The sequence below is a fragment of the Pseudomonas sp. DL genome (assembly GCF_047199225.1).
Taxonomy (GTDB): domain Bacteria; phylum Pseudomonadota; class Gammaproteobacteria; order Pseudomonadales; family Pseudomonadaceae; genus Pseudomonas; species Pseudomonas aeruginosa.
This window is the reverse complement of the sequence record NZ_CP178323.1, coordinates 5,285,972-5,305,845: the sequence shown is the minus strand read 5'-3', so window position 1 is coordinate 5,305,845 and position 19,874 is coordinate 5,285,972. Positions and strand designations below refer to the sequence as shown.

Genomic DNA, 19,874 nt, shown 5'->3' with positions numbered 1-19,874 from the left:
CCCGTCGTTGACTGGTCCACTGCCCCTTCGTGGTGATTGCCAGCCCTGTCAGGCCTGCGTTCGCGGAGGTCGGCCAGGTGGGCATCTCGAGGCGCGGCGGGTTGGCAAACCCTATCGGATCTTTCCGATATCCGGTCTGTCCCGGCTCGTCGTGGGGACCGTCAGCGTCGGCACCGGATAGGACTCATGAGGTAAAGCCTCTCCCGATCCCGGTACGCACGGCCAAGGCGGGTGGTGTGGTTCGCCTGGCAGGTGGATCGGACGGGAAGGCACAAGGTGGTCGTGGGGGCGGGTCGGCGACGATCCTGCCGCATGATCAAGGCTCGGCAACCGCGAGCGTTGCCAACTCACTGGAAGGATACAAAACAATGAAATCCATCAAGTCCCTGCCGTCCTTTGCTGCTCTTGCTCTCTGCCTGAGCGTTTCGTCCATGGCCAGCGCGGCCACCATCACCCCGGTCAACTCGGCCTTCACCGCACCTGGCACCATCAGCGTGAGCTCGCCGGCGTCGCTCAATCTGCCAGTGACCTGCAACATCACCTTCAAGGGCAAGACCGCCGCCGATGGTTCCTATGCCTCGATCGACAGCGTCACCGTCAGCGGCAGCAACACCCTGTGCAGCGTGCCGCAGATGACCGGCCTGCCGTGGAAGCTGACCGTTTCCAGCACCACCGCCGGCAAGGTCGATGGCGTCGGCTTCAAGATTCTCTCCTCTACCTGTGGCCCGAGCACCGTCAACGGTTCCTGGAGCAACGCCACCAATACCCTCAGCGCCAGCAATCAGTCGCTGGCAGGCAACTGCAAGATCAACAGCCTGAGCGTGAAGCCGACCCCGGCCTTCGTAGTCAACCCGTAATCCGGGCTGCCGCTGGCGCCCTCGGCGCCAGCGGTTTCGCGCTCCCGCTGCCAGGCGTCCTTCGCGGGCCGGCAGGTCCGAGGGAGTTTCCGCCGGAAGCGGCGCAGAATCTCGTTCGCACATGGAAAACGGTCTGGGGGAGGGTGTCCGCCAGGACGCTCAAGCAGGCCGACCATCGTGCCCCGTGCACTAGCAGTCCACCAGGGGTGAAACCTTGAACAACAAAAACGATATTTCCTGCCTGTTTGCCAGAAAACCATTGCCATTGCTCTGCGCCCTGATCGTCGGCGGACTGTTCGGCACGTCCCAGGCGCAAGCCGGCGGCTTCATGGTGCCGACCACCAACACGGCGGGCTGGGGCCGTGCGATGGCAGGCGGCTCGCTGTTTCCCAACGATCCGAGCGCCGCGTTCAACAACCCGGCGGCCATGGCGTTCATCGACAAGCGGATCGCCCAGTTGACGGTCAACTACGCCGATATCGACATCAAGTACAACGGCGATGCCTACGACTACCAGGGTAATCCCATGACCGGCGGCTACCAGGACGGGCCGGGCACCCCCGAGCTGGGTACCAACGATGGCGGCCAGGCCGGATTCGGCGCGTGGCTGCCGACCGGCTTCCTGGTCGTACCGATCAACGACCGCTTCGCCTTCGGTCTGAGCCAGGTCGTTCCGATGGGAATGCGCAGCACCTGGGACCCGAACTGGAAAGGCCGCGATTTCGCGGTGGACACCAAGATCGAGACGATCGGCCTGACCGGCTCCCTGTCGTTCAAGGTCAACGACAACTTCTCCCTGGGCGCCGGGGTGATCATCCAGCGCACCTCCGGCTTCGTCAGCCAGAACCTCGATCTCTATGCCTCGGCCGCCAACTCCCCGGGCATGGGCGGGATTCCGTTCCCGGCCTCGAACTCGTCCGCGCTGATGCGGGTCAAGGTGGACAACACCTCGCCCGGCTTCTTCGCCGGCGCGGTTTGGAAGCCGACCGACCGCGACACCCTGGGCTTCGCCTACCACGCGAAGATCCGCAACAAGCTGAAGGGGCACTACAACCTCTACGACCACGACGGTGGACTGACCGAGGGCGCCATCGAGGGCGGCACCCCGGGCCTGGCCTATCCGGGCCTGGACCTGCGCATGGGCGCTTCCGCCTCGGCGCGCCTGGATATCCCCGCCTACGCCTCGCTGGATTGGGTACACCAGTTCAACGACCGTCTGAGCCTGGGCGCCAGCGCCACCTGGACCGAGTGGTCGTCGTTCCAGGACCTGACCCTCAAGTCCCACGGCAACACGATCGTCTCCATCCCCTACACCTACCGGAACACCTGGACCCTGGCGGTGGGCGGCGACTACAAGGTGACCGAACAGTGGACCATGCGCGCCGGGGTCGCCTACGACCAGACGCCGACCCACAATGCCACCCGCGACCCGCGGATTCCCGACGGCGATCGCTACTTCGCCTCCCTGGGCGCCGGCTATCGCTTTCAGTCGATGCCGGAGTTGTCGATCGACGCGGCCTACTCGCGGCAATTCGTCAAGGAGGTGCCGTTGAAGACGGTCAACCAGGATCGCCTGGGCGGCGGGCGGCTGGATGGCAGGGCAACCAGCAAGGGACAGGTGTTCAGCCTGTCCGCGACCTACGACTTCTAGACCCGGCCGTAGGTAGAGGAAGGGCCTCCCCCTGGCGGGGGAGGCCCTTTCGCATCTGGCGCCGGGATGCACGCGAACGGTGCTTTCGTCGCCCTTCAACAGTGCGTGGCCCGCCCGGGAGGCAGCCTGGTTCCGGGCGCGTGCTCTGGCCCGAGCCGTTCTGGCGGACCCGGAAAGTTTCAGTTTTGCACCATAAAGATTCATCAATGCGTCATTTCGCACTTTCTAGGTGCCGCCTGGCTTGTTAGAGTCACGCGCAAAAAATTGTTCACAAAACTAGAAACCGGTGAGAAAAATGACGCAATCCGTCGACGCTTTCCTCGAGCGCCTGAAGCGGCGCGATCCCGATCAGCCCGAATTCCACCAGGCGGTGGAAGAGGTGCTGCGTTCCCTCTGGCCGTTCCTCGAGGCCAACCCGCACTACCTGGAAGCCGGCATCATCGAACGCATCGTCGAACCCGAGCGGGCGATCCTGTTCCGCGTACCCTGGGTCGACGACCAGGGCCGGGTACGGGTCAACCGTGGCTACCGGGTGCAGATGAGCAGCGCCATCGGCCCCTACAAGGGCGGCCTGCGCTTCCATCCCTCGGTCAACCTCGGGGTGCTGAAGTTCCTCGCCTTCGAGCAGGTCTTCAAGAACTCCCTGACCACTCTGCCCATGGGCGGCGGCAAGGGCGGCTCCGACTTCGATCCGAAGGGCAAGAGCGACGCCGAGGTGATGCGTTTCTGCCAGTCGTTCATGAGCGAGCTGTACCGCCACGTCGGCGCCGACCTGGACGTGCCGGCCGGCGACATCGGCGTCGGCGCGCGTGAGATCGGCTACCTGTTCGGCCAGTACAAGCGCCTGTCCAACCAGTTCACCTCGGTGCTGACCGGCAAGGGCCTGAGCTATGGCGGCAGCCTGATCCGCCCGGAGGCGACCGGCTTCGGCTGCGTCTACTTCGCCCAGGAAATGCTCAAGGATCGTGGCCGCGGCTTCGACGGCCAGCGGGTGGCGATCTCCGGCTCGGGCAACGTCGCCCAGTACGCGGCGCGCAAGGTCATGGAAATGGGCGGCAAGGTGATCTCGCTGTCCGATTCCGAAGGCACCCTGTATGCCGAGGCGGGGCTCTCCGACGAGCAGTGGGAATACCTGATGGAGCTGAAGAACGTGCGCCGCGGGCGCATCCGCGAGATGGCGGAGCAGTTTTCCCTGCAGTTTCTCGAAGGGAGCCGGCCCTGGGGCCTGGCCTGCGATATCGCGCTGCCCTGCGCGACCCAGAACGAACTGGATGCCGAGGATGCGCGGCGCCTGCTGGCCAACGGCTGCGTCTGTGTCGCCGAAGGCGCCAACATGCCCTCGACCCTGGAAGCCGTCGACCTGTTCCTCGAGGCCGGCATCCTCTACGCGCCGGGCAAGGCGTCGAACGCCGGCGGGGTGGCGGTGAGCGGCCTGGAGATGTCGCAGAACGCCATGCGCCTGCGTTGGAGCGAGGGCGAGGTGGATACCAAGCTGCACGGCATCATGCAGTCGATCCACCATGCCTGCCTGCTGTACGGCGAGGAGCAGGGGCGGGTCAACTACGTGAAGGGGGCGAACATCGCCGGCTTCGTCAAGGTCGCCGATGCGATGCTGGCGCAGGGCGTGGTCTGAGGTCGTCCCATAGAGGAAAAACGGGGCTCCAGGGGAGCCCCGTTTTTCCTTGTGGCGGTTATTCCGCGGGACGCGGCGTGGTCTCCGTGCTGGCCGGCAGCAGCGGATATTCGACGCGCGGCTGCTTGCCGCTCAGGCTGTGCAGGAAGGCGACGATGTTCTCCACGTCGTCCGGCGCCAACTGCTTGCCGAGCTGGGCGTTGCCCATGATCGCCACCGCGTCCTTGAGTTCCCAGACCTGGCCGCTGTGGAAGTACGGCGCGGTGAGGGCGACGTTGCGCAGGGGCGCGGCGCGGAATACGTACTCGTCGCTCTGGGTCTTGGTCACGGCGAAGCGGCCCTTGTCGCCGCTGGGCAGCACGCTGGCGTCGGGCTTCTTCACCAGGCCGAACGGGAAGTAGGCCTGGCCGCCCAGGTTGATGCCGTTGTGGCAGGCGCTGCAGCCACTGTCCATGAATGCCTTGAGGCCTTTCTTCTGCTGTGCGTCGAGGGCCTTGTCGTCGCCCTTGAGATACAGGTCGAAGGGCGAGTCCGGAGTCACCAGGGTCGCCTCGTAGGCCTCGATGGCCAGCGCCATGTTGTCGAAGCTGACCGGCTTGCCGGCCTTGGGGAAGGCCTTGCGGAAGGCGTCCACGTATTCCGGGATGCTGCCCAGGGTCTGTTCGACCAACTGCGGGGTACTGTGCATCTCGACGCTGTTCTGGATCGGACCCTTGGCCTGCTCCCCCAGGTCCTTGGCACGGCCATCCCAGAACTGCGCGGCATTGAACACGGCGTTGAAGACCGTCGGTGAATTGCGTGGCCCCTTCTGCCAGCCGTGACCGACCGACGTCGGTACGTTGTCGGCGCCGCCGGTGCCGACGTTGTGGCAGGTGTTGCAGCTGAGCACATGGCTGCGTGACAGGCGCGGGTCGAAGAACAGTTTCTTGCCGAGTTCGCGCTGTTGCTCGCTGATGGGCTGGCCGCGTAGCTCGGTGACCTGCTCGGGGATGGGTTTGAACAGCGCGCTGGCCTGGTCGTGCAGGGCATCGGCCTGGGCGAGGGGCGTGGCGAACGACAGCAACAGGCTGCCAAGCGGGAGCAGTTGCGAGGACTGCATCTTTTTTTCTCCTTATCAGGCGTTACAACCGGTCCTGTGAGGAGAGGCCAGCGGCGCGCTGCCCGGCTTGACGTGGATCAAGCGCACCGGGATCGGTGCTGCGGATGGTTGTCGCAGCGTGCTTCAGCGCTCGCGCAAGGCCCGGGCCAACGCGCGGTCGCGGTCGCGCTGCCAATCGTCGTCGCGGTCGTCCCACTGGCGCTCCTCGAAACGCCGCCGCTCTTCGCTCCGCGCCATCGACCGGCATTGCTCGAAGCCGTCGCCCCAGCCGCTGGCGTAGATCGCCTCGCGCAGGTAGCGGGGGACGTCCTTGCGGAATTCGCCGCTGATCGAGCCGGCCGCCTGGCGGCCGCTACCGCAGCCATCGTCGAAACCGTCGGCATAGGCGGGCGGGTAGCCCTTGGCGAGCAGGTATTGGTGGGTGCTTTCGCAGCCGCCGAGCAGGGTGGCGGTGAGCAGGATCAGGGCGAGGACAAGCACGCCGAGACGCGAAGAAGACATGGCCGGGACTCCTCGACCGCCGGGATGGGGCTCCCGGAGATTCGCGCCGGGCCCGCTGGCAGGTCCGGCGCGAGTCTAGGTCGGCATTGGTGAGGAATTCGTCAAGCCGATGTGATGACGATGCGATGACCGCCGCCGTCCAGCGCCTGGTCGCCGATCCTCACCGGCAGGAAGCGTTCGATAACCCGGCGGTTGCTTTGCAGATGGGCGCTCAGCCGCGGCGTGGTGAAGCTGCCGGCGCCGGCCAGGGCCATGGGCAGCAGCAATTGGTTGGCGAGGTGCTCGTCCGCCGCGCAGCCGCTTTCCATCCAGCCGATGGCTTGCGTCGCGACCTGTTCCGCCACCCGTTCGGCGCTGACGCCGGCCTGGCCGAAGGCGCAGAAGGTCGCGCAGATGTGCTCGCAGTCGATCCGCAGCAGCAGGGCGTTGCCCGGCCCCTGGTCCTCCGCGAGGAACTCCAGCTGGCGTTCTTCGTCGCTCCAACCGAGGCGCTGGCGGACCCTCTCCAGCTCACGCTCGCCGACGTGCCCGGGAATCCCGGCGAGCAGCGCCCGCGCCTGGCGCCGCAGCGCCGCGCCGGGATGCTCCAGTTGCAGCGGCCGCCAGCGTGCCGGGCGTACCCGCGCCAGCAGCTCGCCACCGCCGGCGGGTACGAAGCCGTGGCGCAGCAGTTCCAGGTCGACTTCCGCGCCCATCCGCTGCAACAGCGGCAGCCAGCTGTCGCGGAGAAAGTCCGCCGGCGGCGCCAGTGGATTGTGGGTGCCGCCGCTGATCCTCACCCGGCTTTCGCCGTTGGCCGCGAGCAGCGCCGGCAGCAGGGTTTGCAGTACCAGCGAGCAACTGCCGGCGGAGCCGATGGCGAAGGCGTAGTCGCCGGCGCGGATCGCACCGGGCCGGAACGCCAGCTCGCGTGAGCCGAGCTCGGCACCCTCGACCTCGGCCGCGCAGATTTCCGCCGCCGCGCGCACCGCGGTGAGGTGCTGCCGCAGCAGCCCCGGACGGCTGCGCCGGCCACGGATGTTGCGGATGCGCAGCGGCTGGCCGCTGGTCATCGACAGGCTCAGGGCGCTACGCAGGATCTGCCCGCCGCCTTCGCTGCCGTCGAGTTCGATGAGGTCCTTTCTCATGAGGTTTCCCTTGTGTATTGCCATATCTTGTCGTGGAGGTAGCGATCCAGCAGTCGGCTGTCCTGGCGCGCGCCGGTTGGTTGGGTGGCCCCTCGTTCGGCCTGGAGCAACTCCGCTTCGATGAAGCGTTGCAGCGCCAGGCGCGGAGGGCCGTAGGCCGATTCGTCGCGCTGACGCTTGAGGCTCAGCAGGGCATCCAGTTCTTCGCGCAGCGACGGATCGTCCAGCGTGGCTTCCACTAGCCTCTCGAACGCCACCGGCGGCAAGCCCAGGCCTGCATCCAGCCAACGCACCGCGAACAACGGACGCAGGACGTAGAGGTATTTCTTCAGCCGGACGCTGTCGCCCTTCAGGTAGCCCCGGTAGTTCTTGCGTGCCATCGACAGGTAGTGATGGCGACTGCCTGGTACGGAGTGAAAGGCGCTGCCCAGCCAGAGCAGTTCCTCGCGCACGCCAGGCTCTTCCCGATACACCAGCGGCGAGCCGAGCCACTCCAGCAGGGCCGGGTTGGATTTGCGCATCAGGCGCAACGCCTTGCGCAGTTCCCAGCCGCTGATGTCCAGCTCGTCGCTCAGCGGACGTTCTATCACGTCGCGAGGTTCCTCGACGCGCTGATACCACTCGGGCTGATGCACATAGACGAAGCGTACGTCGTAGTCGCTGTCCGGCGAAGCGAAGCCCCAGGCCCGGCTGCCCGACTCGCAGGCGTAGAGCACGACTACGTCGTGCTCGCGTTCGATCCGTTCCAGCTCATCCAGTACCCGCTCGCGCATGGCGGCGGGGAGCGGATGGCGTTCTTCCCTGTTCATTTCGATTCTTCCCCAGCGGGCGCCACAGGGCGCCCGTCATCCTTTCACGCACACCACCTGACGCAGGGTGTGCAGCACTTCCACCAGCTCGCGCTGGGCTTCCATGACCCGGTCGATGTCCTTGTAGGCCATCGGGATCTCGTCGATCACGTCGGCGTCCTTGCGGCATTCGACGTGGGCGGTGGCGCGCGCCTGGTCGGCGACGCTGAAGACCTTCTTCGCCTTGGTCCGGCTCATGGTCCGCCCGGCGCCGTGGCTGCACGAGCAGAACGCTTCCTGGTTGCCGAGGCCGCGGACGATGAAGCTCTTCGCCCCCATCGAGCCGGGAATGATGCCGAGCTGGCCCTTCTGCGCGGACACCGCGCCTTTGCGGGTGACCAGTACCTCCTGGCCGAAGTGGCGCTCCTTCTGCACGTAGTTGTGGTGGCAATCGACCGCCTCCAGGTTGGCTTCGAACGGCTTGCGGATCACCTGGCGCGCCGCCTCGATCGCCGCGTGCATCATCAGCGCGCGGTTCTGCCGGGCGAAATCCTGGGCCCAGCCGACCGCTTCCACGTAGTCGTCGAAGTGCCGGCTGCCTTCCTCGAAGTAGGCCAGGTCCTTGTCCGGCAGGTTGGCGATGTGCTGGCGCATGTCCGCCTTGGCCAGTTCGATGAACAGGTTGCCGATGGCGTTGCCGACCCCGCGCGAACCGCTGTGCAGCATGAACCAGACGCGGTCGGCCTCGTCCAGGCAGACCTCGATGAAGTGGTTGCCGGTGCCGAGGGTTCCCAGGTGCTGGCGGTTGTTGGTCTTCTCCAGCCTCGGGTGCTTGTCGGTGATCGCCTTGAAGCGACCGGCGAGCGCCTTCCAGGCCTGGTCGGCGGCCTCCGGTACCTCGTGCCAGGCGCCGCGGTCGCGGCGGCCGAAGGTCTTGCCGTGGGGTACCGCCTGCTCGATGGCGCTGCGCAGGCCGTGCAGGTTGTCCGGCAGGTCGGCAGCGACCAGCGAGGTGCGCGCGGCGATCATTCCGCAGCCGATATCCACGCCCACCGCGGCCGGGATGATCGCGCCGAGGGTAGGGATCACGCTACCGATGGTCGAGCCCTTGCCCAGGTGTACGTCAGGCATCACCGCCAGGTGCTTGAAGATGAAGGGCATCTTCGCCGTGTTCAGCAACTGCTGGCGCGCTTCCTCCTCCACCGGGACGCCCTGGGTCCAGAGCTTGATCGGCTTGCCGCCGGCCACTTCGAGGATATTCATGTCTTTCATCGTGCTTTCCTTGTGCTCCGCGCCGTCTTGTCGACGGCGCGGCTATCGTTCGTGATCAGGCCTGCTTCAGCGTGACCAGTCCGTTCAATACCTGGTCCAGGCCACCGAATACCGAAATCCGGTCGATGCGCTCGGCCACCCGCTCCAGGGTTTCCAGTTCCTTCAGACGCAGCGCGGTCGGGTTTTCCTCCATGACCTTCGCGGTATTCAGCAGCGAGCGGGTCGCCGAGGTTTCCTCGCGGCGGCGGATCACATTGGCCTGGGCCGCCTTCTCCGCCTCCACCACCTGCGCCAGCAGGGTCTTCATTTCGCCCGGGAGGATGATGTCGCGCACGCCCAGGCCGCTCACTTCCAGGCCGCTGTCTTCCAGCTTGGCGGCCAGGTGGGCGCTGACCGCTTCGTCGATCGACTGCTTGTTCTCCAGCAGTTCGTCGAGGGTACGGGTGCCCACTGCCGCCCGCAGGCCGAACTGCAGCTCGCGGTACAGATACTCCAGCGGTTTGCTCAGCCGCGAGAAGGCGGTGAGCACGTCGCTGTAGCGCCAGTTGGCGGCGAGGTTCAGGCGCAGGCTGACCTTGTCGCGGGTGAGGATCTCCTGGCCGCTGACCTCCAGCGCCTGGATACGGGTGTCGACCAGTTCCACGCTGACTTGCCGGTTGTAGCGCCAGAAACCGTATTGTCCAGCTTGCAGCAGGCCGGCAAGGGCGCCGTCGACCTTGAGCACGCCGACCTGGAACGCCGGCACCTGGACCAGCAACACTGCGTCCAGGCCCGCCAGGGCGCGGTCGCGCAGGTTCGGCTGGTGCAACTGGGCGACCAGCGCGGCGGACAATCGATAGTCCTGGGTCAGGTCGATGCGCTCCAGGCGCTGCTCGGTCTGGCCTTTCCAGTACAGTCGGCGGCTGCCCGGTGCGAGCAACTCCACCAGCACGCCGTCCTCGTAGCGCAGGCCGGCCTCGTTGTCGCCCAGGTCCATCCGGGTGAAGTAGCGCTCCACCAGTTGCGGTTCGCTCTGCCGCAGGTAGCCGGCCAGGCGGTGTTCAAACTGCGGGGTGTTCAGGCTGAAGCTTTCCAGGCTCAGGCGGTCGTACGGATCGAAGCGGCGGTAGGTGCCCGGTTCGAGCACGGCGAGGAAGTCGCCTTCGGAATACAGCAGGCCGCGTTCGTTCTTCTTCACGATAAAGCGCTTCAGCATTTTCATCTCTTCATTCCTTTCATTCTTCCGTGGTGCCGGTGTTGCCGGCCCGTCGAGCGTCGTGGGTGGAGCGCGGAGGAGGTTGGCCTGGCGGACGTCCTGTCCATACGATCGATTCCCTCGATCCCCGGCCTGCCTTGCCCCGTGCCCGAACCGCGGGCCGGACGGGCCGGCGGCGGCTTCGGCTCCCTTGCGTTCTCCGGCCTTCCTGGCCGCTTGCGCAGTTCGCCTCGGCCACACCGGCGGGTGTTGCCATTGAGTGATTGCCGTTAAGGCAACGTTCGAGCGGGAGTCGAACCCGCGACAGACCATTTCGTGGATGGTTGCTCTACCAGGCTGAGCTATCGAACCGCGAAGCGGCATTGCCGTCATTCGCGAATGACCGTCGTTGTTGCGGGCGGCATGCACGACGCCGACACCAGGGGTGGGCTCGGGCACCGGCGGGACTGGAGTCCCGACCCGTCGGCCTGCATGGGCGATGCGGTCGAAATGGATATAGCGAGCGGCGTGCCAGGTTTTTATCGATGAGACTGTTTCTTGCTTAACTGTTTGATTTTAAAGGTGAATAAATTTTTTATTGCGCTTCGTCGGCGAATTCGATGGAGAGATGCCTGGCTATTTCTATATATTTTCATATCGATCTTTATCTTGAAGGATAAGCAGTGATGAAACGCACGGTCGCCATCGGCTTCATCGGCGCCACCCTCGACCGTCTCGGCAAGGGCGCGGCGCGCTGGCAAAAGTGGCGGCCGAGCATCGGCCTGTGCCAGCAGCCGGACCTGCTGATCGACCGCCTCGAACTGATCCACGGCAACGACGCCCGCGACCTCGGCCTGGCCGAGCGGATTCGCGCCGACATCGCCGCGGTGTCGCCGCATACCGAGGTCCGCCTGCAGCAGATGGAACTGCGCAACCCCTGGGACTTCGAGGAGGTCTATGGCGCCCTGCACGATTTCGTCAGCGCCTACCCCTTCGACACCGAGCGCGAGGACTACCTGGTGCATATCACCACCGGGACCCATGTCGCGCAGATCTGCTGGTTCCTCCTTACCGAGGCGCGCTACCTGCCGGCCCGGCTGGTGCAGACCTCGCCGTCGCGGCGCAAGGACGAGGCGCGCCATCCCGAGGGCTCGGCGACGCTGATCGACCTCGACCTGTCCCGCTACGACCGCATCGCCTCGCGGTTCCGCCGCGAACAGGAGGAAAGCCTGGCTTTTCTCAAGTCGGGAATCGCCACGCGCAATGCCGCTTTCAACCGCTCCATCGAGCAGATCGAGCGGGTCGCCGTGCGTTCGCGGGCACCCATGCTGCTGGTGGGGCCGACCGGTGCCGGCAAATCGTTCCTCGCCCGGCGCATCTATGAACTCAAGCGCAGCCGGCACCAGCTCGACGGGCGTTTCGTCGAGGTCAACTGCGCCACCTTGCGCGGCGACGGCGCGATGTCGGCACTGTTCGGTCACGTCAAGGGCGCCTTCACCGGCGCGCAGAATGCGCGCGAAGGCCTGCTGCGCGCAGCCGACGGTGGCATGCTGTTCCTCGACGAGATCGGCGAGCTGGGCGCCGACGAACAGGCGATGCTGCTCAAGGCTATCGAAGAGAAGCGCTTCTTCCCGCTGGGTTCGGACCGTGAGGTGGAGAGCGACTTCCAGCTTATCGCCGGGACCCACCGCGACTTGCGCGGACGAGTGGCCGAAGGCCTGTTCCGCGAGGACCTGTTCGCCCGCATCAACCTGTGGACCTTCGAGCTGCCGGGCCTGGCTGGACGCCGCGAGGACATCGAGCCGAACATCGACTTCGAACTGGAGCGGCACGCCCGCGAGCAAGGGCGGCAGGTGCGTTTCAACCTGGAGGCCAAGCGTCGCTACCTGGCCTTCGCCGGTTCCAGCGAAGCGCGCTGGGCCGGCAACTTCCGCGAGCTGTCGGCTTCCATCACACGGATGGCGACCCTGGCCGACAGCGGGCGGATCGACGAGGCGCTGGTCGAGGAGGAGATCCTCCGCCTGCGCCAGGCCTGGGGGCTCGATGCGGGCCGGGAGCCACTGGCCGATCTGCTGGGGCAGCGGGTGGAGGTCCTGGATCTGTTCGACCGCCTGCAACTGCAGGCGGTGCTGGAGGTGTGCCGCGGGGCTAAGACCCTTTCCGAGGCGGGACGCCGGCTGTTTGCCGTTTCGCGCCAGGACAAGCGCAACCCCAACGACGCCGACCGGCTGCGCAAGTACCTGGCGCGTTTCGGCCTGGACTGGGCGCAGATACGCGCCTGAACACCACTTCGGGATATCCTTGGCGTCTTTTCACGGGCTCCAGGGACGAATGCCGATGAGCGAGATAATGGACGTCGAGCGGCTGCGCCAGCGCTGCGCGGCCGGCGAAAGCTTCAAATACCTGTATTTCTGGGGACATCGCCCGGCGACGGATGACAAGGTCGGCAAGAGCTGTTTCAGCCAGTGGTACGAGGCTTCGTTCAAGCTCGACGGGGTGCGCTACGCCAGCGCCGAGCATTACATGATGGCGGCCAAGGCACGCTTGTTCGACGACCCTAGGTTGCTCGAGCGCATCCTGGCGGCGCGCAGCCCAGGCGAGGCGAAGGCCCTCGGCCGCGAAGTCGCCGGCTTCGACGAGGCACGCTGGAACGCCGAGCGGGTGGGAATCGTGATCGAAGGCAACCTCGGCAAGTTCGGCCAGAACGCTTCGCTGAAGAAATACCTTCTGGGCACCGCCGACCGGGTGCTGGTCGAGGCCAGCCCGGTGGACGCGATCTGGGGCATCGGCCTGGCCGCGAGCGATCCCCTGGCAGCCGAGCCGGCGACCTGGCAAGGCCTCAACCTGCTCGGCTTCGCCCTGATGGAGGTGCGCCGGAGGCTGGCTCAGTAGTAGTACCAGCGCAGCTCCAGCTTCACCTCGTTGATCGGCTTGCCGACATGGCTGAACTCGCGTTCGGCGCTCAGGCGCAGGCCGAGGTCGCGGCCCAGCTCCACCTGCTGGACGAAGCCCAGGCTGCGGCGCACTTCACCGTTGTGGAAGTAGTCGCCCTTGGCCTCCAGGGTCAGGTTGCCCAGCGGGTTGCGCCACAGCAGGCCGCTGTCGAAGCCCACCGCCGGGGCGATGGCGGCGGCGAAGTCCCTGTTGTTCTCGATCCGCGCGGTGCCCATGGCGTAGAGCAGCAGGTCGTCGCCGAACATCCAGCTGCCGCCGGCGCCGCCGTTCAGGTGGCTGACCAGGTTTTCGTCGCCGTCCTCGCCCGGCACCCGCTCCAGGCCGCCGGCGACCTGCCAGGACAGCGGCTTGAGCAACTGGTTGCGCGGGGTCAGCGAGCGGATGGTGACCAGGTCGAGATTCTGCAACTGCCAGCGGTTGCCTTCGTACTGGCGCAGCTTGAGCTGGCCGATCTCGATCTGCGCGCCGAGGGGGAAGCCATAGGCGTTATCGGCGAGGTCATGGTAGGCCATGCGCAGGCCGTACTCGGCGAAGGCGCGGTCATCGCGGCTGCCGACGCCGAACTGCCAGGTCCGTGACTCGTGGCCGTCTTCCGGCTGGCCGGGGCGCTCGACCTGGAGGTCCGGCGGCGGGTTGCGGTTGATCGCACGCAACAGGTTGTAGCTGCGCGAGGCGATGCCGCTGTCACGCGCCTGACCGGTGGCGCGGTAGCGCACCAGGCGGAAGGCGGCGTCCTGGATCAGCGCCTGGCGCGGCATCGGCAGGGCCTTGAAGTCGGGAGCGTCGAGCAGGCTGTCGTCGTCCGCCAGGCGCTTGGCCCAGTCGCGCTCGGCATGGTCGAGCGGTTCGGCGCGGGCGAGCAGTTCCTTCTCGCGCGACGGCCGGTAGTCGATGCGCTCGATCAGCCCGGCGTTCTTCACCGCGCGGACGGTGTCGGTGGGGATCGCGGTAAGCGGGAACTGCTCGGTCAGCTCGATGCCCGGGCGGGCGATCTCCATCAGTTCGAGCAGGCGGAACGAACAGTTCTCGTCGAAGAAGTAGTAGTCGAAGCGGACCTGCTTGAGTTCCCAGACGTGTTCGACCATGCGCCCGGTCTCCTCGGGCGTCAGGTTCAGCTTGTATTCCCAGAGGTCGCGGTTCTCCAGGCGGCTGTATTCGGCCAGCTTCTCCCGGTACGGGACCAGCGCGAACAGGCCGGGATAGCCGCCCATCAGGCCTTTCCAGGCATAGAGGATGCTGTTGTCCATGCCTTCGATGTAGGCGCCGAAGTTCAGCGCGTAGCTGAGCAGGGCAGTGTTGTTGCTGGTGACGTCGGCCTGGTCGATGCGCAGCAGGGTGTGGCCGAACATCGACGACGGGCTGTTCAGGTAGGCCGCGGGGAACACCAGCACCGCGCTGTGCGGGTTGATGTCGCGGTACCAGTTGTCGTATTCGCCGCACTGCGGCTGCGGCAGGTCGTCGAGTTGCAGTTGCTGGCGCAGCCAGCGGGTGCGCGCCGGGTAGACGCACTGAGCGTGCTTGTCGCCAAGGCTGGGCGAGGCATAGAGCGCCTTTAGCGTGGCCGCCAGTTCGGCGTCCGGGTGGCTCTCGCCGTTGTCGGCGAGGAAGAACCGCTCGTCGTCGACGTAGCTGCGCCAACCGCCGAGCTTGCCGCGTTCGTAGTGGCCGAGGGCGATCCAGTAGGGATCGGCGGCCAGTTGCTGGAGGCGGGCCTCGGGAACCGTGGGCGCAGCCAGAAGGGGGGAGCAGGCGCACAGCGCCATCCAGGGCAACAGGCGTTTCGGCATCGGCAAGGCTTAATGCTTGGGGAAAGGGGCCTGCCCGCGAACGGGCAGGCGGCGAGGCTCAGGCCTGCTCGGCGTACTTGGCCAGGCGGGCGTCCTGTTTCAGGATCGCCTGGGTGTTGGCATAGACGTCGGCGGCGGTGGCGTCGGTCTTGTTGAAGATCTCGGAGAAATGCTCATGGGTGACGGCGGCGAAGTGCTCGCGGTCCTGCGGTTGCACGCCCAGCACCACGGCATAGGTGGTCAGCGCTTCGCCATTGCCCTTGGCCATGTCTTCGGAGAGCTCGTCCATCATGCTGCCGAGCACCAGCAGGGGCTTGCCGCCATAGGACAGCGCGCCGTTGGTATGGCAGCCGTTGGTGCCGGTGGTCATGCCGAAGGTGTTGTTGCCGGAAGTACCGTTGGTGGTCGCCGCGACCACGTGGGTGGCCACGCCGCGCTGGCCTTTGAAGAGCATGTTGCCCCAGCCGCAGCCGGCGCCGCCGGGAGCGTCGGCGAAAGCGTTGAAGGAGGCGGCGGCGAACAGGGTACCGAGCAGAATCCGTTTCATCGTTTGTTCTCTCTTGAGGTGGATCGGAGCCATCTGGAGCGGGCCAGCGACGCCGTGAGCTTTTCGGAATGCCACCGGGGTGTCAAGGCACCGAATGGGTGGCAGCGCGCAATGCCGGGCGAAAATTGACCGGCGTCAGCGGCAATCCGCTTGGAACCGTCCAGACTTGGGAAAGTTCTGGTCGGTCTGAGCGAAACCGGCCTTGGTCAGCCGTTCCTCATGCAGGAGGTGGATATGAGCGCTTTCGACCCCGCTACCGCCCTGGAAACCCTGGCGACCGAGTACGCGGCACGCGCCGCGGCGATCCGCCGGGACCTGGCGCGCAGCCATTCGCCGGACTTTGCCGAGCAGGCGGTGCAGCGCCAGAACGACGAAGTGCTCGAAGGCCTGCTCGCCGAGGCGGAGGCGGGGATGCGCCAGGTCGGCCTGGCCCGCCTGCGCCTGGCGGAAGGTCGCTACGGCCAGTGCGAGCGCTGTGGCGAGGCTATCGAACCGGCGCGCCTGGCCGCCCTGCCTGCGGCGGAATACTGCCTGCGCTGCGCCGACCTGGTACATCGGTGAGATAGCGCCATCCGCGCCTTGTCAGTGGCGCGAGGCTGGGGGGAGAATGCGGGCGACGACACCCCGCGGCGATCTGCCGCCCGATGCAAGGATTCCCGATGCCCGATTCCGTCGCTGCCGGCCTGCGCCTGGCGCCAGAAGAACTGACCCGCCCGTTCGCTCCCGAGCAATTCGCCTTCGACACCACCGATGACCTGGAGCCCTTCCGCGGCGTGCTGGGCCAGGAGCGTGCGGTCGAGGCGCTGCAGTTCGGTGTGGCGATGCCGCGTCCGGGTTACAACGTATTCGTCATGGGCGAGCCGGGGACCGGACGCTTCTCCTTCGTCAAACGCTATCTGCAAGCCGAGGGCAAGCGCGTCGCCACGCCCTCCGACTGGGTCTACCTGAACAATTTCGACGAGCCGCGCGAACCTCGGGTGATCGAGCTGCCGCCGGGCAGCGCGACCGAATTCAGCGCCGACATCGACCGTCTGATCGACAACCTGATGTCGACCTTCCCGGCGGTCTTCGAGCATCCGGCCTACCAGCAGAAGAAGAACGCCGTCGACCGCGCTTTCAACCAGCGCTACGACCGCGCCCTGGACTCGGTGGAGCGGCGCGCCCTGGAGAAGGACGTGGCGCTGTACCGCGACAGCGCCAACGTCGCCTTCACCCCGATGAAGGACGGCAAGGCCCTCGACGAGGCCGAATTCGCCCAGTTGCCCGAAGCCGAGCGCGAGCGTTTCCACAAGGATATCGCCGCCCTCGAGGAGTACCTCAACGAGGAACTGGCGAGCCTGCCGCAGTGGAAGCGCGAGTCGAGCAACCAGTTGCGCGAGCTCAACGAGGAAACCATCACCCTGGCCCTGCAGCCCCTGCTGGCGCCTCTGGTGGAGAAGTACAACAACAACCCGGGCGTCTGCGCCTACCTGCAGGCGATGCAACTGAACCTGCTGAAGACCGTGGTCGACCAACTGGTCGACGACAGCCGCACCGACGCCCAGCGCAAGCAAGGGCTGATCGAGCAGTACGCGCCGAACCAGGCCATCGTCCACCACGCGACCAGCGGCGCGCCGGTGGTGTTCGAGTCGCACCCGACCTACGACAACCTGTTCGGCCGCATCGAGTACAGCTCGGACCAGGGGGCGCTCTACACCAGCTACCGGCAGTTGCGTCCGGGGGCGCTGCACCGGGCCAACGGCGGCTTCCTGATCCTGGAAGCGGAAAAGATGCTTGGCGAGCCGTTCGTCTGGGACGCGCTCAAGCGTGCCCTGCAGTCGCGCCAGTTGAAGATGGAGTCGCCGCTGGCCGAACTCGGCCGCCTGGCTGCGGTTTCCCTGACCCCCCAGGTGATCCCGCTGCAACTGAAGGTGATCATCATCGGCTCGCGGCAGATCTACTACACCCTGCAGGACCTCGATCCGGACTTCCAGGAGATGTTCCGGGTACTGGTGGACTTCGACGAGGACATCCCGCTGGGCGAGGACAGCCTCGAACAGTTCGCCCAGTTGCTCAAGACGCGCACCTCGGAAGAGGGCATGGCGCCCCTCAGCGGCGCGGCGGTGGCGCGACTGGCGACCTACAGCGCGCGCCTGGCCGAGCACCAGGGGCGGCTTTCGGCACGGATCGGCGATCTGTTCCAGTTGGTCAGCGAAGCCGATTTCATCCGTCAGCTGGCGAACGAGGAGGTGATCCAGCTCGGCCACATCGAGCGTGCCCTCAAGGCCAAGCAGACCCGCACCGGACGGGTGTCGGCGCGGATCCTCGACGACATGCTGGCGGGGATCATCCTGATCGACACCGCTGGCGCCGCGGTCGGCAAGTGCAACGGACTGACCGTGCTGGAGGTGGGCGACTCGGTGTTCGGCGTGCCGGCGCGGATTTCCGCGACCGTTTATCCGGGCAGCAGCGGCATCGTCGATATCGAGCGCGAAGTCAACCTCGGCCAGCCGATCCACTCCAAGGGTGTGATGATCCTTACCGGCTACCTGGGTAGCCGCTACGCCCAGGAGTTCCCCCTGGAAATCTCCGCCAGCATCGCCCTGGAACAATCCTACGGCTACGTGGACGGCGACAGCGCCTCGCTGGGCGAGGTCTGCACGCTGATCTCGGCGCTGTCGCGGACGCCCTTGAAGCAGTGCTTCGCCATTACCGGCTCGATCAACCAGTTCGGCGAGGTGCAGGCGGTCGGCGGCGTCAACGAGAAGATCGAGGGCTTCTTCCGCCTCTGCGAAGCGCGCGGCCTGACCGGCGAACAGGGTGTGATCATCCCGCGCGCCAACGTCACTACCCTGATGCTCGACGAGCGCGTGTTGCAGGCGGTGCGCGCCGGGCAGTTCCACGTCTACGCGGTGCGCGAGGTGGACGAGGCGCTGGCGCTGCTGGTGGGCAAGCCGGTCGGTGCCCAGGACGAGAAGGGACGCTTCCCGAAAGGCAGCGTGAACGATCTGGTCGTGGCGCGCTTGCAGGAGATATCCGAACTCGGCATGGAAGAGGACGACAAGGAAAAGGACAAACCGGCGGAGAAAGAGACCGTCGTGGCGAAGGACAAGGCCGCGGCGAAGAAGGACTGAGCCTGGCGCGCTGTCGGAACCTGTCGAGGGCGGGGCTGGAAAGCCCCGCCCTCGTGCGTTTCAGCCCTGTGGACAAGTTCCCGCCGGCGCTATGCGGAACCTGGCGGCAGGTGTAGGCTCAAAACTGGGAACCCCCGTGAGGATGCCGCCATGCCGCGTAACCTCTGCCTCATCCGCCCTTGTCTGGGGCTGACCACGCGAATCGAATGCGTGGTCAGGCCGCTGGCCGGAGAGAACGGACTCTGGACCCTGCTTTGCGCCGCCGGCATGTCCGGCTCCCAGCCTTCGGCGATCAAGGCCCAGGGCCCCTTCCACGGACCGCTGGTGGCCGAAGGGGTGTTGCAGGCGATTGCCGACTGCCTGGCCCAGCAAGGCTATATCGAAGCCGTCGACCCGCCGATCTGGCGCCTGCACCTGCAGGGCGAACTGCGCCGACTCAATGGCGAACGACGGCCGCATGTCGGCGACTACCTGTTTCGCCCGGAATCCTGAGCGGCGCCTGGGCAAAGCCTGAGCAATCCGGCCGAGGCCCCGTGCCATCATCGCTGGCGGGATCCATCCCGGCTCGGTGCACATATTTATCCACAGATTTTCTGGATAAAAACCGCCGGCCGCTGCGTTATACTCGCCGCCCCATTTTCCCCTGCACATACACACAAGAGACCATGGAACGCTTTTTCGAAAACGCCATGTACGCCTCGCGCTGGCTGCTGGCTCCCATCTACATGGGCCTGTCGCTGGCGCTGCTGGCGTTGACCATCAAGTTCTTCCAGGAAATATTCCACGTCATCCCGAACATCTTCGCGATGGCCGAGGCCGACCTGATCCTGGTCCTGCTCTCACTGATCGACATGGCTCTGGTTGGCGGCCTGTTGGTCATGGTGATGATCTCCGGCTACGAGAACTTCGTTTCGCAACTGGACATCGACGAAGGCAAGGAAAAGCTCAGCTGGCTGGGCAAGATGGATTCCGGCTCGCTGAAGAACAAGGTGGCCGCCTCCATCGTGGCGATCTCTTCGATCCACCTGTTGCGCATCTTCATGGACGCGAAGAATGTGCCGGACAACAAGCTGATGTGGTACGTGATCATCCACATGACCTTCGTGCTCTCGGCGTTCGCCATGGGCTACCTGGATAAGCAGACCCGTCACTGACGACCCTCTCCAGTGTTTCGCTCGCGCCGCCCGGCCGTTGTAAAACGGACGGGCGGCGGCGTTTCCGGCTTGCGTTGCCTGCCGCCTGGGCAAGACTTTCCTGTGATATCGGGCGGACGCCGGGAGCGGGCGTCCTTCGCATCGTCGGGGCCTGCCGGCCGGACGATGCCGGGAGTCGGGCCGGCGCTGTCGGGACCGAGGCGGTTGGCGGAAACC

At 66.1% G+C, this 19,874-nt stretch carries 17 protein-coding genes and 1 tRNA gene; 9 read left to right on the top strand and 9 right to left on the bottom strand.

Annotated elements, in window-relative coordinates:
- The first annotated feature begins 368 nt into the window (after positions 1-368).
- From praA to gdhA, 3 genes are all read left to right on the top strand, one after another.
- On the top strand, positions 369-857 hold the full coding sequence (gene praA, locus ACI766_RS24795) for an alkane oxidation protein activator PraA (RefSeq protein ID WP_003119407.1): 489 nt from the start codon (positions 369-371) through the stop codon (positions 855-857).
- Positions 858-1,116: 259 nt separating this feature from the next.
- The gene (locus ACI766_RS24790) at positions 1,117-2,508 is read left to right on the top strand and encodes an outer membrane protein transport protein (RefSeq protein WP_003141567.1); all 1,392 of its coding nucleotides are present in this window, start codon (positions 1,117-1,119) and stop codon (positions 2,506-2,508) included.
- A 295-nt stretch (positions 2,509-2,803) separates the two neighbouring features.
- Positions 2,804-4,141, top strand: a complete 1,338-nt coding sequence (gene gdhA / locus ACI766_RS24785) for an NADP-specific glutamate dehydrogenase (RefSeq protein ID WP_003116276.1) — start codon at positions 2,804-2,806, stop codon at positions 4,139-4,141.
- Positions 4,142-4,199: 58 nt separating this feature from the next.
- Here the strand turns inward: gdhA and ccpA are convergent, their stop codons facing one another.
- The 7 genes from ccpA to ACI766_RS24750 form a co-directional block, all read right to left on the bottom strand.
- The gene (gene ccpA / locus ACI766_RS24780) at positions 4,200-5,240 is read right to left on the bottom strand and encodes a cytochrome-c peroxidase CcpA (protein ID WP_003094815.1); all 1,041 of its coding nucleotides are present in this window, start codon (positions 5,238-5,240) and stop codon (positions 4,200-4,202) included.
- Positions 5,241-5,363: 123 nt separating this feature from the next.
- Entirely contained in the window at positions 5,364-5,741 is a 378-nt protein-coding gene (locus ACI766_RS24775; RefSeq protein WP_003107850.1) for a hypothetical protein, read from the bottom strand.
- A 101-nt stretch (positions 5,742-5,842) separates the two neighbouring features.
- Positions 5,843-6,868 carry an RNA 3'-terminal phosphate cyclase gene (gene rtcA, locus ACI766_RS24770; RefSeq protein ID WP_023087808.1) on the bottom strand — a complete coding sequence of 342 codons (1,026 nt, stop codon included), beginning with the start codon at positions 6,866-6,868 and terminating at the stop codon, positions 5,843-5,845.
- Positions 6,865-7,677 (bottom strand): nucleotidyltransferase domain-containing protein, encoded by an 813-nt coding sequence (locus ACI766_RS24765; RefSeq protein WP_003105094.1) that lies wholly within the window; start codon positions 7,675-7,677, stop codon positions 6,865-6,867. The genes rtcA and ACI766_RS24765 overlap by 4 nt, the downstream gene beginning before the upstream one ends.
- Before the next feature lie 36 nt (positions 7,678-7,713).
- Positions 7,714-8,928, bottom strand: a complete 1,215-nt coding sequence (locus ACI766_RS24760; protein ID WP_003161782.1) for an RtcB family protein — start codon at positions 8,926-8,928, stop codon at positions 7,714-7,716.
- A 55-nt stretch (positions 8,929-8,983) separates the two neighbouring features.
- Positions 8,984-10,129 (bottom strand): slipin family protein, encoded by a 1,146-nt coding sequence (locus ACI766_RS24755; RefSeq protein ID WP_003119411.1) that lies wholly within the window; start codon positions 10,127-10,129, stop codon positions 8,984-8,986.
- Positions 10,130-10,400: 271 nt separating this feature from the next.
- Positions 10,401-10,474 (bottom strand) — tRNA-Arg (locus ACI766_RS24750).
- A gap of 314 nt (positions 10,475-10,788) precedes the next feature.
- Here ACI766_RS24750 and rtcR point away from each other — a divergent pair.
- Positions 10,789-12,384: an RNA repair transcriptional activator RtcR gene (gene rtcR, locus ACI766_RS24745; protein ID WP_016852122.1), complete on the top strand. Its 1,596-nt coding sequence runs from the start codon at positions 10,789-10,791 to the stop codon at positions 12,382-12,384.
- A 55-nt stretch (positions 12,385-12,439) separates the two neighbouring features.
- Positions 12,440-12,994, top strand: coding sequence for an NADAR family protein (locus ACI766_RS24740; RefSeq protein WP_004352744.1), 555 nt, complete (start codon positions 12,440-12,442; stop codon positions 12,992-12,994).
- Here ACI766_RS24740 and ACI766_RS24735 read toward each other — a convergent pair.
- On the bottom strand, positions 12,988-14,844 hold the full coding sequence (locus ACI766_RS24735) for a DUF4105 domain-containing protein (RefSeq protein WP_003094784.1): 1,857 nt from the start codon (positions 14,842-14,844) through the stop codon (positions 12,988-12,990). The two genes, ACI766_RS24740 and ACI766_RS24735, sit on opposite strands and share 7 nt — an antisense overlap.
- Positions 14,845-14,902: 58 nt before the next feature.
- Positions 14,903-15,391 (bottom strand): DUF3015 domain-containing protein, encoded by a 489-nt coding sequence (locus tag ACI766_RS24730; RefSeq protein WP_009875834.1) that lies wholly within the window; start codon positions 15,389-15,391, stop codon positions 14,903-14,905.
- A gap of 234 nt (positions 15,392-15,625) precedes the next feature.
- Between ACI766_RS24730 and ACI766_RS24725 the strand changes: the two genes are divergently transcribed.
- The 4 genes from ACI766_RS24725 to ACI766_RS24710 all read left to right on the top strand — a co-directional run bounded on the left by ACI766_RS24725 (position 15,626) and on the right by ACI766_RS24710 (position 19,658).
- On the top strand, positions 15,626-15,952 hold the full coding sequence (locus ACI766_RS24725) for a TraR/DksA family transcriptional regulator (RefSeq protein ID WP_003112819.1): 327 nt from the start codon (positions 15,626-15,628) through the stop codon (positions 15,950-15,952).
- Between the two features lie 98 nt (positions 15,953-16,050).
- A complete protein-coding gene (locus ACI766_RS24720) occupies positions 16,051-18,504 on the top strand; it encodes a Lon protease family protein (protein ID WP_003105114.1) in 2,454 nt (817 codons plus the stop codon).
- A gap of 150 nt (positions 18,505-18,654) precedes the next feature.
- Positions 18,655-18,996 (top strand): hypothetical protein, encoded by a 342-nt coding sequence (locus ACI766_RS24715; protein WP_003094775.1) that lies wholly within the window; start codon positions 18,655-18,657, stop codon positions 18,994-18,996.
- A 173-nt stretch (positions 18,997-19,169) separates the two neighbouring features.
- On the top strand, positions 19,170-19,658 hold the full coding sequence (locus tag ACI766_RS24710) for a TIGR00645 family protein (RefSeq protein WP_003094773.1): 489 nt from the start codon (positions 19,170-19,172) through the stop codon (positions 19,656-19,658).
- The last annotated feature ends 216 nt before the right edge of the window (positions 19,659-19,874 follow it).